The sequence below is a fragment of the Iodobacter arcticus genome (assembly GCF_042664895.1).
GTDB lineage: Bacteria > Pseudomonadota > Gammaproteobacteria > Burkholderiales > Chitinibacteraceae > Iodobacter > Iodobacter arcticus.
This window is the reverse complement of sequence record NZ_JBHTBQ010000007.1, coordinates 1-13,879: the sequence shown is the minus strand read 5'-3', so window position 1 is coordinate 13,879 and position 13,879 is coordinate 1. Positions and strand designations below refer to the sequence as shown.

The window sequence follows — 13,879 nt, the reverse complement described above, 5'->3', positions numbered from 1 at the left end:
AGAGGCGGTGGGTGGGGGCTAGTCGTGGACCATTGCATTTACAAACATCGCGTTATTGTAGAGCGCCACAAGTCTGAAGCTTTATCCAGATGCAGCGCCGTATCCGTGCAAACCACCATGCGGCGTAATGCAGCCAAGCAAAAAAACGCTTGGTTTTATTAGCTCCCTACGAAAAAAGCTCGGGATGTTGTTTGGCGTACCAGTTTTTTACTTCGTGGTGATCTAAGGCTAAAAAGGCCCGGACATTAGGCAGCAAGGGGAAGGTGATCGCGACTAAAAAAATACCGAGGCCAAATGTGGCATAAACCGCATCAATATCAACGATGCCCAGCGCGATGCCTGCAATAGCTGGCCCTAGCATGCTTGCCAGATTCATTACCATAAAATTAACCGAAGAAAACCGGGCGCGAAAATGGTCCGGTACAGCGAGTTGTCGATGGGTTTGGCCAACAAGTTGGCTGATGGATAAAGCAAAGCCTGTTATGCCAAAGCTTAAAACCAGCATCCAGCCTTGGTTGCTGAAGGCGGTGGCGCAGATGCCTAGTGCTAAGGTGAGGATAGCTGCAAGCGCCGCGCGAAATCGCCCCTGCCACTCGATTACTTTAGCCGCTCCCCATAAAGCACCGAGTAACATCCCCATGCCTAGTGCGGCTTCGGTACCACCTAGCCACTGGGCGCCTAATTGCAAAGAATGGATTTTTAGCGGCAGTAACATGCCGATAGCCGGGGAAAAAAACAGCATGGTAAAAAAGCCAAAAATCGTCCAACTGCGATCAATGGGGATTTTCCATTTTGCGTGTAAACCAGCACGAACTTCGGCACTCCAATGGCTTTGCGCGGCTTTATTTGAGGGCGTAATGGCTGGAATGGCAAAGGCCGAGAGGGCTGCAATGAACAGCGTGGCGGTATAAACCCATAAAGCGAAAGAAATGCTACTGAAGGCCACGACCAGCCCGCCCACTACTGGCCCGGCTAGCCGCCCGAGTGATTGCGCACTTTTTTGTAGGCTTAAAGCATCCGCTAAGCGATTGGCGCTGACTAAATCGGCAGCAATGCTGGATACGGCAGGTAAGACCATTGCGAATGCAATGACGTCAAAAGAATAAATGAAAATAATCAGCCCAATATGATACAAGCCCAAGCTTGCCATTAAGGCCAAGCCAAGCGCGGTTATCACAGCGGCAAGCAGACCCCAGGCAATGATGCGGGATTTAGGCAGGCGATCCCCGTGTGCAGAAAGTAGCGGCAGGGCAATCAGCATGGTCAGTGCGGCCGTAATACCAAAAATGGATAAATCGGCTGCACCACCATGCGTCACGATCCACCAGCTAATTGTCACACTACCCGTGGTGAGCGAGAGCACTGCTAATACATCACACAGCAAAAGAAAAGGGAAAGCATGGCCCAGGCCTTGCCATTTATTGCTAAAAGAAGCAGGCATAGGAATCACGTCTGAAAGTGGAAATTGATTTTAACAGCTTACTGTACGGCGACAAATTGCTTTATTTGTTTGGCATTTTTTGCTGGGGTGGATAGAAATCATTGTGGTTGTTCCGCGCTTATAAAGAGATTTTAAGGGGGGATTGTCACTGCGTTTTACGCCAAACACCCCTCTGTCATGCACCATGTCTTATACAGCTTGTCTTTCCCCTTACTGTGGCATTTGCTCAACTACAGCCTGCTGGAGTACGCATGATGGATACTGAGTACAGAATAAAGCGCATTGCGTTTTGGATGCTGCTGGCAAGCCTGTTTTTATATGCGGTTTTCTTTGTGTGGATGTGTGTTCGCTGGGGGGCGCCAGAGCAGCATAGGGCGATTGCAGATATTTTATTTACCCTTCCCTTAGTGCCTGCCGCCGTAGTGATCTGGTGCGTTTTTTTACTGCGCCCGGATCAGCGCAGTATTCTGTTTGTTGGGCTTGCGGTGAGCTGCTATTTGCTGGCGTCGCTGATCTGGAATTACATTGATATTATTTTGCGCGAGAAGCCCTTTCCATCTTTTGCCGATGTTTTTTATGTGGCGAGCAATATATGTATCATTTTTGCCATCGCGTCTCTGCCGCAAAAGAGTAGGCAGGATGCGGGGCATCAGCTGCTGGATGTAGCGATTGTCGTGGCGGTGGCGATTGTTTTTTCTTGGCACTTTATCTTGCAGCCAACGTTTACAACGCTGGCCGGGGATATGCTGTCTGTCTCGGTGGCGCTCGCCTATCCGGTGATTGACCTGGTGTTTTTCGCACTACTTTTACGCCATCTTGCTTTGCAGTCATCTCCCCTTACTCTTGATCAATTGCTGCTTAGCGCCGCGGTGGGTATGGCGATTGTGGGTGATGCTTGTTACTACCTCTTGGTGGCTTCCGCCACAGATCTCACGATTTCCTGGGTTAATTTATTACTGGCTGGGTTTAATTGTCTGCTGGCGGCAGCATGCTATACCAGCCTGTCGCCGCGTAAGCTCTGGCAGCGCGCCTTTGTTTTGGCTGCGCCGGTTAAGCGTACCTTGCCTTATCTTGCCGTGCTGGCGTGCTATAGCTTGCTTTTGTGGCTGGGGCCACAAGCCAGTGATGTGCAGTGGGGCACCGCGCTGGTCACTTTACTGGTGGTCATACGGCAAATCATCACGCTGGATGCCAATGCCAAGCTTAATCAGGCTTTACAGCAGGCGATGGAGCAGGCTGAGGTGGCCAATGAGGCCAAGGGGCGCTTTCTGGCCAATGTAAGTCATGAATTACGCACGCCGCTGACTTTGATTCTGGCTCCTTTGGAATCCTTACTTTGCGCCTTGCCGCCGTCAGAGCGTGGCCAATTTGAGCGGGTAAAGCGTAATGCCTTACTGCTGATGAACCGGGTTAATGATTTGCTGGATTACTCCAGATTAGATGCCGGGGCTTTTGTGCCGCGTTTTGAGAAAATAAATTTGCAGGAGATGCTGTTTAATCTTACTGATTCGGCGAAAGAATTAGCCAAAAGTAAGGCTTGCACTTTAAATGTGAAGCTTGATCCTGCCTTAGAAATCGTGGTGGCTGATCGCAGTGCCTTAGAAAAAATACTACTGAATTTATTAAGTAACGCCCTGAAATTTACCCCTGATGGCGGTGAAATCAATATCACGGGCAAAGTGATCAATGATGCTGCTTTTCAATTACAGGTTGCAGACAATGGATTGGGCATTCCCAGCGAGCAACAGGCGCTGTTATTTAAGCGCTTTCAGCAGTTAGATGCAGGAGAAACCCGTCGTTATCACGGGACGGGCATCGGGCTTGCCTTAGTTAAAGAGCTGGCAGAGCAAATGGGGGGAAGCGTGGCATTGGTCAGTCAGCCAGGGGAAGGCGCTTGTTTTAGTGTGAACTTGCCTCGCAATGTGGAAGCCTCGGCCGCATCTGCTCCCTTGCCAGATACAGATACTTTGCGCCGCGCAAGGTTTCAAGTGCTGGCACCACTGGCGGGCAATAAGCGCCGGCAAGCCAGTCCTGATCGCGTGTTGGTCATCGATGATAATGCCGATATGTGCGCCTATATCGCTGATTTACTCCGTGATGATTGCACCGTATTTGTAGCGGCTAATGGTCGGGATGCATGGGGTATTTTGCAGCATCAGGCGCTTGATCTGGTGCTCTCCGATGTGATGATGCCTGAAGTAGATGGCATTGCTTTGCTGGCCAGAATTAAAAACACGCCTGCTTTAGCGCATCTGCCGGTTATTTTATTAACAGCAAGAGGCGGAGACGAGGCGCGGGTATCTGGCTTAGCCAGCGGGGCCGATGATTATATTTCCAAGCCTTTTTCTGCTGAGGAGCTGCGGGCGCGGGTTCGGGCTGCTTTGCGTACCTGCCATATGCATCAGCAATTGCAGCAGGCGGCTCACGACGGCGGGGTAAGGATGCTGGCTTCAGGTATGTTGCATGATTTGGGCAACGCCCTGAATGGCGTGACGGTGACCACCAGTGGGTTGCAGGATTATGTAAGTAGCTCAAAGCTGCAATTGCTGCATCAGCTTGCCGATTTATTGGATCAAAACAGTGAAAATCTGGTTGAGTTTTTGCAAAACGATGAGCGTGGCAAGGCCATCCCTGCTTTTATCCGGCAGCTTTCCCAGCAATTAACGCTGGAGCATCAATATATCGAGCATAAATTAGGCGTATTAGCCCGCAGTGCGAATCATGCAAGCAAAGTCATTACCGATCAAAGAAATGGCATGGTGAAATCAGACGGCCATTTGTGTGAATTTATCCCGCTTGATGCTTTGCTTGAACATGCCATTTTGCTGGCAGATTCCTTATTTGATTTTAAAGACGTGCAAGTTGAAAGGAATTATCAAGATGCGGTGGCCGTGCTGGCTGATCGGCATAAATTATTGCAATTATTAATTAATTTATTGCATAACGCCTTACAGGCTTTAGAGCTGTCTGCAGCCAGCCCCAAAAAAATTATTCTGCGTACGAGCAGTGATGGCGGGCGGGTTAGCTTGCGTATTCAGGATAACGGCGTAGGAATGAGTGCCGATCAGCTAGCTACACTCTTTGATCAAGGTAGTAGTAGCAAGGGAGAAGGGCATGGCTGGGGCCTGCATAGTGCCGCCAATTGGTCGCTGGAGATGGGGGGTAAATTACGGGCAGAGAGTGCAGGTATTGGTTTGGGAGCGTGCTTTACGCTGGAGTTATCGGCTTGTTTGGATGAAGTAATCAAACAGCCGCAGGGAGTGGTCGATGTCTGAGATTCGTATTTTAGTGGTGGATGATAATCAAGATAATCTGGCGCTGTACCGGGATATTCTGGTGCCTGATTTGCCTGTGGTAAGTGAACGTCTATCTGCTTTGGAAGCCACACTTTTTGCGACTGTTGAGCTAGCTGCGGATGCACCACAATTTGTACTTGATTTAGAATCCGATGGGGAAACTGCTTGTCAGCGTGTGCAGTATGCGTGGCGCTGTGGCTGGTTGTATGACTTGGCTTTTGTTGATATGCGTATGCCCGGCGGCTGGAGCGGGCTGGAAACAATTACACAATTATGGCGGCAAGACCCGCGTTTGCCGGTAGTGATTTGCAGTGCTTATAGCGATTACTCATGGGAAGATATTACTCAGCTTTTGGGGCATGCCGGCCAGTTAAAAATGCTCAGAAAGCCATTTGAACGACAGCAGGTGCTGGAGCTGGCTTTAGATGCCAGCAAATAATAAAAGCCGCTTGCGCGGCTTTTATTATGGGTGAAGACGGTTAATTAATTAACCAGTTCACGCGCTGCAGCCACTTGATCTTTATAAGCATCAAAAATACCGCGCAAGGAGTCTTCCATCGTGGTACTTGGTGCCCAGTTCAGGTCGGCCTTGGTGTTGTCGATTTTTGGCACGCGGTTTTGTACGTCTTGATAACCCTTGCCGTAGTAGTCTTGGGAAGTGGTTTCCAGAACAGTTACCTTAGCCGCCATTTCTGCATATTCAGGATAGGTTTTAGCCAATTCCAGCATCATGGTGGAAAGCTCACGTACCGAGTAGTTGTTTACTGGATTACCGATATTGTAAATCTGGCGAGTGGCTTTGCCGTCTTTATTGTCGATAATCTTAACCAGTGCTTCGATACCGTCAGTGATGTAAGTGAACGCACGTTTTTGCGCGCCGCCATCTACTAATTTAATCGGCTCGCCACGAACGATATGACCCAAGAATTGGGTAATCACACGGCTAGAGCCTTCTTTTGGGGTGTGGATGCTATCCAGACCCGCACCAATCCAGTTAAATGGACGGAATAGGGTGTAATCCAAGCCTTCTTGCTGGCCGTAAGCCGCAATCACACGATCCATCAGCTGCTTAGAGCAAGCATAGATCCAGCGTGGCTTGTTGATTGGGCCGTAAACCATATTGGATTCTTCTGGATCAAATGCTTCGTCTTCACACATGCCATACACTTCGGATGTAGAAGGGAAGACCACACGTTTTTTGTATTTAACGCACCATTTGATAATTGGTAGATTGGCTTCAAAATCCAGCTCGAACACACGCAGTGGCGCTTGTACATAGGTCGCCGGTGTTGCGATCGCAACTAATGGCAATACCACATCACATTTTTTAACGTGGTATTCAATCCATTCTTGATTAATGGTGATGTCGCCTTCAAAAAAGTGAAAGCGTTTGTTATCCATAAATTCAGAAACTTTATCGCTATACATATCCATGCCGAAAATTTCCCAATCGGTATTTTCGAGGATGTGTTTGGATAAATGATGGCCAATAAAGCCATTGACGCCAAGGATTAAGACTTTTTTCATTGTGTTTTCCCGAAGGTACTAATTAATGTAAATCTATTGAGGACGCACCAAAATGACGGATGAAATCGTTGCCATTCAGTGTTTCCCCATCGAATTCTGCGTGCAGTACTAAAAGTGCTGCACCATCACTGCAAAGCAAGATGATTCGGCTGCCGTCAGCATACATCAGCGGTGTAATGGGTTCGATGGCTGTTGTAACTGCTGTAAATATTTGCCGTGTGCGCCAGATAATCAAGCGTTTGCCATCGATGTCACTAAATGCACCCGGATAAGGCACGGTCACAGCGCGTACCAAATTATGGATGTCTTTAGCGTTTTGTTGCCAGTTTATTTGGCCGTCTTTTGCCGTGCGCCCGCCATAATAAGCGCCTTGGCTTAAGTCTTGCTGCGTAAAATCAGTTTTTCCTGCAATTAAACGCGGTAAAGCTGCGCTTAAGCATAATTCGGCCGCTACGGTGACTTTTTCAAACACTTCTTGTGCGGTGTCATCAGGAAAAATAGGCACAGCTTGCTGCGCCACAATCGGGCCATTATCTGGCTTGATATTCATCACATGCAAGGTGGCACCGGTTTCGGTTTCACCTTTAATAATCGCCCAATTAATCGGCACGCGGCCACGGTATTGCGGCAATAAAGAGCCGTGCATATTAAACGCACCTTGCTTTGGCGCACTTAATAATGGCACTTTTAGCATATTGCGATAATAAAATGAGAATAGAAAATCCACATTGAGTGCGGCAATCTGCGCCTCCACTTCTGGCGTGTTTGGATTGTCCGGCGTAATGCACGGGATTTCATAATCACTCGCTAATTGGGCGACCGAGCCAAACCAGATATTCTCATTTGGATTGTCTTGGTGCGTCACAATCAGCCTGATCTCAATCCCCGCAGCCAGCAGTGCTTTAATACAGCGCACGCCTACATTATGGTAGGCAAAAACAACAGCTGATTTCACGCGCCATCCTTTTTATATTGATCTGGGTCGGCCTGTAAAATATTGGCAATTAAATAACGTGGGCGCTGGCGTACTTCATGATAAATACGGCCGATATATTCCCCTAAGAGGCCAATACCAAATAGCGCAATCCCGATCAGGAAGAAGACGATGGCGAATAAGGTAAATAGCCCGCCGACCTCTGGCCCCATAAAAATACGACGTAAGACCAGCAATAAGAATAAAGCCCCTGAGCCTAAGGATACAAAAATCCCCAGCATAGAAAACAATTGCAAAGGCAGAATCGAAAAACCAGTCATTAAATCAAAGTTAAGACGAATTAGGCTGTAAAGCGAATACTTGGACTCGCCAGCAAAACGCTCTTCGTGCCCCACTACCACTTCGGTAGGGTTTTGCGAAAAAGAGTAAGCCAGCGCAGGGATAAAGGTGTGCATTTCCTGACACTGATTAATGGTGTCGATAATGCGGCGGCTATAGGCGCGCAGCATGCAGCCTTGATCGGTCATTTTGATCTTGGTGAGTTTTTCGCGCAGATTATTCATGCTGCGGCTGGCTACATGTCGCCACCAGCTGTCATTACGCTGACGACGAATCGAGCCGACATAGTCGTGGCCCTTATCCATTTCTGCCAGTAGCGTGCCGATGTCTTCGGGTGGGTTTTGTAAATCCGCATCGAGGGTCACGATGCGTGATCCTTTGGAGTGCTCAAATCCTGCCAAAATGGCGCGGTGCTGACCAAAGTTGCCGTTGAACAAAATCACCCGTGTTACATCAGGGCGCTTTTCGTATTGGGCGCTTAATAGGCCTGCCGAGCGATCACGACTGCCATCATTAATAAACAGAATCTCGTAAGGCGTATTTAAAGCATCGAGCGCAGGATAAAGGCGATCAAACAGAGCTTGTAAGCCGTCTTCTTCGTTATAAACCGGTACGACTACTGAAACGATGGGGGTCATTGATATCTCTTTTTAAAACCTGATACATAAGTGCTGCAAAAAAGGGATGCATTGCATCACTTGTAGGGCGGGTGAAACCCGCCAGATTTATATCTCAAAATAAATACGCGGCGGGTTTCACCCGCCCTACGTAATTTATGGTGCTAATTCAAGCTCGCAGAAATCACTTCGCGTAAAGCAGTACAAACGCGCTCTACATCAGCCACTTCCATTGCAGGGAACAGCGGCAGGGTAATCGTGCTTGCACCAATATGCTCTGCGTGAGGGTACATGCCCTCGCTGTAGCCTAAGTTGCGATAATAGGTAAACAAATGCAGCACGGGGTAATGCACGCCAATGCCTATGCCTTTTTCTTTCATTTGCGCGATAAACTCGCCACGGCTGATTTTCATCTTTGCCAGCGGCAATAGCGGCTGGAACATATGCCAGTTGCTATTTGTAAAATCAGCGGGCGGCAATTCTAAGCCTAAATCGGTGTCTAGCAAACGGAAATAAGCCTGAGCGAGTTCTTTTCGCTTGGCATTAAAGCCGTCTAGTTGCTTGAGTTGCCCCAGACCAATGGCCGCAGCCACATCGGTCATATTGAATTTACCGCCGGGTAAATCGACATCCATGCTGCCATCGGGGAAGCGGGTTACGCCTTGTAAGCGCCACTTTTCAAATAACGCCGCCTCGGCTTCGTTATTCATCACTAGCGCGCCGCCTTCGGTGGTGGTCATGTTTTTATTGGCGTGAAAAGAAATCGAGCATAGGTCGCCAAAGCTGCCGATCTTTTGCCCATTCCACGTTGCCCCTTGCGCTTGAGCTGCGTCTTCAATCACGCGTAAACCATGTTTTTTAGCGATGGCATAGAGGCGATCACGATCCACCGGCAGGCCAGCCAAATCAATCGGGATGATGGCTTTGGTACGTGGCGTAATCGCGGCTTCGACTAAATCTAAGTCAATATTGCGTGTCACTGGATCGACATCGACCAGCACCAGCTTGCCACCGGTATTTAAAATTACATTGGTGGTGGATACCCAAGTCATGGGCGTGGTAATGACTTCATCGCCAGGCTGTAGATTAATTAATCGCAGCGCGATCTCTTGCCCGCCAGTTGCGGAATTCACCACGCGCACTGGGCGGCCGCCAAAATAGGTGGAAAGCGCGGCTTCAAAGGCTTTTACTTTGGGGCCGCTGGTGATCCAGCCCGAGCGCAATACATTGGCCACATCATTAATGGTTTCTTCGTCAATGCTTGGGCGGGTAAAGGGGAGGAAGTCGCTCATGAATGATCCGTTTGAATTTTTAAAGAATGTGGCAAGAATTTAAGTGCAATTGCTGCGAGAGCAATACCGATCAGCGCACCACAGGCGTTAGCCAGCATATCGAGGGTGTCAAAACTACGATAGGGCGTCAGTGCCTGTGCAAACTCAATGGCAACGCCCATCAGGCTGGCCAGTAACCAGATTTGGGACAGTTTTTTTTGGCGAACAAGGGCAAACCAAAGCGCCAGCAAGCCGTAGCTTAGAAAATGGCCGATTTTGTCGCTGTTCGTACCAGGAGGCATGGAAAGCGGGACCAAAGACATGACCCAGATAAACGCCACATAGGCCCAAGCCAGTCTTTCTAAATAGGCACGCTGCATTAGCTTTTTGCCACCAGCAATACGCCCAGCATAATAATGCCAATGCCCACTAAGCGCATCGGCGTGACGGCTTCGCCAAATAACCACCAAGCTAAGCCTGCATTCACGACATAGCCAATGGATAGCATAGGGTAGGCGATGCTGACCTCAACGCGGGATAACGCCAAAATCCACACCACTACGCTAATTACATAGCAGGAGAGCCCGCCAATAATATGCGGATTGCTGGCTATTTTTAGCCCGATTGGCCATGCGTTGGCCATGGAGAAGTCAAACTGCCCAATGGTGCGTGTGCCCGCTTTTAATAAAAGCTGAGCACCCGCATTGAGCAGTACGCCAAATAAAATCAATCCGAATTCAAGGGCTTTCATTGTTTAGTGATCACTAGTCTGCGAGCGTCCTGAGCGATGATTTTCATTTTAAGCCCGCGCTCTTGTAGCTTTTTGAAAGTATCGCTTTCTGCTTCGCTATCGATAAAGGCCACAGGATGGCTGTCCATTTCCCATTGAAGGGTGAAGTTATCCATGCTCATGAATTTATCGGGCTCGGATTGTTGGCCCATTTTAAATTCATCGACATATTCAACAAATTGCAGAGTTTGCTTCAAATAAAACGGGAGTGATTGGTCGTAATAATGCACGGCATAGAGCTTGCTATCTGGCTTAAGTAGTGGTTTTACTGCAGCAACAATATGGTAGCTGGAATTGGTATAGGCATAAGACTCGTGCCCAACCATAGGCAATTGTCCACCCACCAAACCAGAAAGAGCCATCACCGCAATGGCGGCTTCTTTTTTGCCCTTGCCCGCCAATATAAAGCTAGCGATTGCTCCGCCTGCCAGCACGATACCTGCGGCTACCAACCAGCCCGCGTAGGCCGCGTTGTAGATTTGTGGTGTGTGCGCACTCGCCATTGAGCTGACATAGGGATAGGCGCCAATGAGCACAATGCCTGGCACTGCAATCCAGAGCAGGTGCCAGCGCAGCGCCTTGCTGCTGATGTTCATCAGCGTTTGTGCCATCAACATGGCTAGTGCAGGGAAAATCGGCAAAATATAAGAAGGCAGTTTGGAGCCTGATTTAGAGAAAAAGGCAAAAATAAACACGGCCCAAATCAATAGAAAACGGTTAACTTTAAATTGCCCGTCTATTTTCCAGCTGTTTTTAAGTGCCTGCGGCAACAGGCTGGTCCATGGCAAGAGCCCAATGGCTAAGATAGGCAGAAAGTAATAAATCGGGCCTTCACGACGATGCTCGGTGCTTAAAAAACGCTCGAAATGCTCATGAATAAAGAAAAACTGAGCGAATTCCGGATTGGCTTTCGATACGGTTAAAAACCAAGGCACGGTGATCAGCAAGGCCAGCGCTAAGCCTTTAACGAGGTGGAGCTTGGTCCAAAGCTTAAGGTCACGGCAAATAATGGAATAAGCCACAATCGCGATGCCAGGTAACACCAGTCCGATTAAGCCTTTAGATAGAACGGCCAGACCAATCGCGCCCCAAGCCATGAGCATGCCATTGCGGTTTTCTTTGGCGCTGGCTCCGTCACGTTGGGCAAGCAAGAAGCCACACAAGCTAAATGTTAGAAATGCACTGACACCCATGTCGAGTGTTAAAAAGTGGCCGTTGCCTATCCACCAAGCGCTACTCGCTAAAATGCCGCCTGCTAGCCAAGCCGTGGCCTCACCCCAGAGTTTTCGGCTAGTAAAAAATACCGCCAGCAAGCCCAGAAAGCCGGTCAGCGCGGGCCATAGCCTTGCTGCAAAGTCTGATTCGCCTAGTACTTCAAAACTTGCCGCCGTTGCCCAGTATTGCAAAGCGGGTTTTTCAAAGTATTTGATGCCATTGAGGCGCGGCGTATTCCAATCGCCACTCACGACCATTTCTCTAGCGATTTCCGCATAGCGGCCTTCATCAGGGGTAATGAGTTTGCGGTAGCCTAAGGTGCCAAACCAGAGGACGGCCAAGAGGAGAAGCACCAGCCACTTGGCGGCGGGGCGATTAATCAGACTATTCATGGGTTTTCATTGGGGTTGAGCGGTGCGGCATTGTACCTGAAGCCGCATGGATGGGTGAAACGCTGCGGTGTATAGAATTTGTAGGCTGTCCTATTCTCTGCGTGTTCGAATTAGAACCAAAACGGCGCCACCTCCTCCCTCATGCTGCGGAGCTTGGCAAAAAGCCAGTACTTCATCTCTTTGTGCCAGCCAATTTTTGAGTTTTTGTTTTAAAATCGGCTCGCCATTTTTGGAACCCATACCTTTGCCATGCACAATCCGTACGCAGCGCAGACCGGCAGCGTTGGCGCTTTGCAAGAAACGCGTCACGCTGATTCTGGCTTCATCGCTGCTTAAACCGTGTAAATCCAGATGGCCAGTTGTTGACCACTGCCCTTTGCGCAGTCGTTTTAGGGTGTCAAGCTTTTGACCAGGCTTGCTGTACAGCAGCTCTTCGCCGGGCGCTAGCTCATCCCAAGGCCAAAAATCGGTCATATCATCGAGCGGGCTGAGGTGCTCGGCATGTTGCTTACGCGGCCAGGGGCTAATTTCAGGCTTCGGGTGCTGGTATTGCCTGTTTTTAAGTGGGGTAACGCCTTGCACCGAGCGCATAAAAAGAGCGTGATCGTCCAGTGCCTCAATGGGCTTGTGCTGAACTTTGGCGACGGCTTGCGGCTTGGCACGTAACGCTTTTCTAAGCTGGCGAAGCTTGGGGGTATCCATGTGAATCCGATGCAAAAGGGGCGCTCGGCGCCCCTTGATATTTCTATGTCATTTCATTGCTGCTTAGCGTAAAGAATCCAGATATTTATCTGCATCAAGTGCTGCTTGGCAACCCGACGCGGCTGACGTTACAGCCTGGCGGTAAATATGGTCTTGCACGTCACCAGCGGCAAATACACCAGCAATGCTGGTGCCTGTTGAGCCGCCATCACGGCCACCCTTGGTGATGATATAGCCTGTGGCATCCATTTCAAGCTGGCCTTTGAAGATGTCTGTGTTTGGCTTGTGGCCAATCGCAATAAATACCCCTGTTAATTCAAGATCACGCGTGCTGCCGTCTACGGTAGATTTAAGACGTGCGCCGGTTACGCCTGTGGCATCGCCCAGCACTTCATCAAGTGTGCTGTTGGTTGCGAGCGTGATCTTGCCTGCTTCCACTTTTTCCATCAGATGATTAATCAGGATTTTTTCTGAGCGGAAAGTATCACGGCGGTGAACCAAAGTGACGTGGGATGCAATATTAGAGAGATACAGCGCTTCTTCAACTGCGGTATTACCGCCACCTACCACGGCAACTTGCTGGTTGCGATAGAAAAAACCATCGCAGGTTGCACAAGCTGAAACACCGCGGCCAGCAAAAGTTTCTTCGCTGGGCAGACCGATATATTGAGCCGATGCGCCCGTTGCAATAATCAGAGCGTCACAAGTGTATTCGCCAGAATCGCCCACGAGGCGGATTGGTTTTTCATTTAAATAAGTGGTGTGAATGTGATCAAAGATCATTTCAGTACCAAAACGCTCGGCGTGTTTTTGAAAGCGCGCCATCAACTCAGGGCCTTGTACGCCATCTGCATCTGCTGGCCAGTTATCCACATCTGTTGTGGTCATAAGCTGCCCGCCCTGTGCCAGACCCGTCACCATGACGGGGTTTAGGTTGGCACGAGCCGCATAAACGGCTGCGGTATAACCAGCAGGGCCAGAGCCAAGAATAAGTAAACGAGCGTGTTGCGTAGCCATAAATCAGCGTCCTGTGTTGGGGGAGAGGGGGATTGCCTTGATTTAGGCAAAGTTTACGGCTTTAACGGCACTCTTTCTAATCAAAAATGCCTATGACCCTGATTAGTAATGGGATCTCCCCTTGTTTTTTGCCCAAAAAGCTAAGAAATCATATTAAGAGCGATGCTTGGGGTTTTTGTTGAGGGGCTAAAAAAGGGGTATTTCAAATAAACCATGGATAAAATGCCCCGCTTTAATTTACCTGATTATGTCTCTTACTCAGTTAATCGCCCTCGCGGGCAAGGCTTAGCAATGAGTAAGGCATGCAGCATGCGGGGAATAAGGGCGCATAAATCAAA

Annotated in this window: 12 protein-coding genes; 2 read left to right on the top strand and 10 right to left on the bottom strand. The window is 49.2% G+C overall.

Annotated elements, in window-relative coordinates:
• Positions 1-166: 166 nt before the first annotated feature.
• Positions 167-1,441: an MFS transporter gene (locus ACFQNF_RS04645; protein WP_380186482.1), complete on the bottom strand. Its 1,275-nt coding sequence runs from the start codon at positions 1,439-1,441 to the stop codon at positions 167-169.
• 251 nt (positions 1,442-1,692) lie between these two features.
• On the opposite strand from ACFQNF_RS04645, the gene ACFQNF_RS04640 reads away from it, so the two are divergent.
• Together ACFQNF_RS04640 and ACFQNF_RS04635 are read left to right on the top strand one after the other, a co-directional pair.
• Entirely contained in the window at positions 1,693-4,716 is a 3,024-nt protein-coding gene (locus ACFQNF_RS04640; RefSeq protein WP_380186481.1) for an ATP-binding protein, read from the top strand.
• Positions 4,709-5,176, top strand: coding sequence for a response regulator (locus ACFQNF_RS04635; RefSeq protein WP_380186480.1), 468 nt, complete (start codon positions 4,709-4,711; stop codon positions 5,174-5,176). The genes ACFQNF_RS04640 and ACFQNF_RS04635 overlap by 8 nt, the downstream gene beginning before the upstream one ends.
• 44 nt (positions 5,177-5,220) lie before the next feature.
• On the opposite strand, the gene ACFQNF_RS04630 is transcribed toward ACFQNF_RS04635, so the two are convergent.
• The 9 genes from ACFQNF_RS04630 to trxB all read right to left on the bottom strand — a co-directional run bounded on the left by ACFQNF_RS04630 (position 5,221) and on the right by trxB (position 13,541).
• Complete coding sequence (locus tag ACFQNF_RS04630) at positions 5,221-6,264, bottom strand: bifunctional UDP-4-keto-pentose/UDP-xylose synthase (RefSeq protein WP_380186479.1); 1,044 nt, start codon at positions 6,262-6,264, stop codon at positions 5,221-5,223.
• Positions 6,265-6,286: 22 nt separating this feature from the next.
• On the bottom strand, positions 6,287-7,219 hold the full coding sequence (locus ACFQNF_RS04625) for a formyltransferase (RefSeq protein ID WP_380186478.1): 933 nt from the start codon (positions 7,217-7,219) through the stop codon (positions 6,287-6,289).
• A complete protein-coding gene (locus tag ACFQNF_RS04620; protein ID WP_380186476.1) occupies positions 7,216-8,175 on the bottom strand; it encodes a glycosyltransferase in 960 nt (319 codons plus the stop codon). Before ACFQNF_RS04620 ends, ACFQNF_RS04625 begins: the two co-directional genes overlap by 4 nt.
• A gap of 143 nt (positions 8,176-8,318) precedes the next feature.
• On the bottom strand, positions 8,319-9,446 hold the full coding sequence (locus ACFQNF_RS04615) for a DegT/DnrJ/EryC1/StrS family aminotransferase (protein ID WP_380186475.1): 1,128 nt from the start codon (positions 9,444-9,446) through the stop codon (positions 8,319-8,321).
• Entirely contained in the window at positions 9,443-9,805 is a 363-nt protein-coding gene (locus ACFQNF_RS04610) for a VanZ family protein (RefSeq protein WP_380186473.1), read from the bottom strand. The genes ACFQNF_RS04615 and ACFQNF_RS04610 overlap by 4 nt, the downstream gene beginning before the upstream one ends.
• A complete protein-coding gene (locus ACFQNF_RS04605) occupies positions 9,805-10,176 on the bottom strand; it encodes an SMR family transporter (protein ID WP_380186472.1) in 372 nt (123 codons plus the stop codon). Before ACFQNF_RS04605 ends, ACFQNF_RS04610 begins: the two co-directional genes overlap by 1 nt.
• On the bottom strand, positions 10,173-11,822 hold the full coding sequence (locus ACFQNF_RS04600) for a phospholipid carrier-dependent glycosyltransferase (RefSeq protein ID WP_380186471.1): 1,650 nt from the start codon (positions 11,820-11,822) through the stop codon (positions 10,173-10,175). Before ACFQNF_RS04600 ends, ACFQNF_RS04605 begins: the two co-directional genes overlap by 4 nt.
• A 90-nt stretch (positions 11,823-11,912) precedes the next feature.
• A complete protein-coding gene (locus ACFQNF_RS04595; protein WP_380186469.1) occupies positions 11,913-12,524 on the bottom strand; it encodes a Smr/MutS family protein in 612 nt (203 codons plus the stop codon).
• Positions 12,525-12,587: 63 nt separating this feature from the next.
• A complete protein-coding gene (gene trxB, locus ACFQNF_RS04590; RefSeq protein WP_380186467.1) occupies positions 12,588-13,541 on the bottom strand; it encodes a thioredoxin-disulfide reductase in 954 nt (317 codons plus the stop codon).
• Positions 13,542-13,879: the final 338 nt, after the last annotated feature.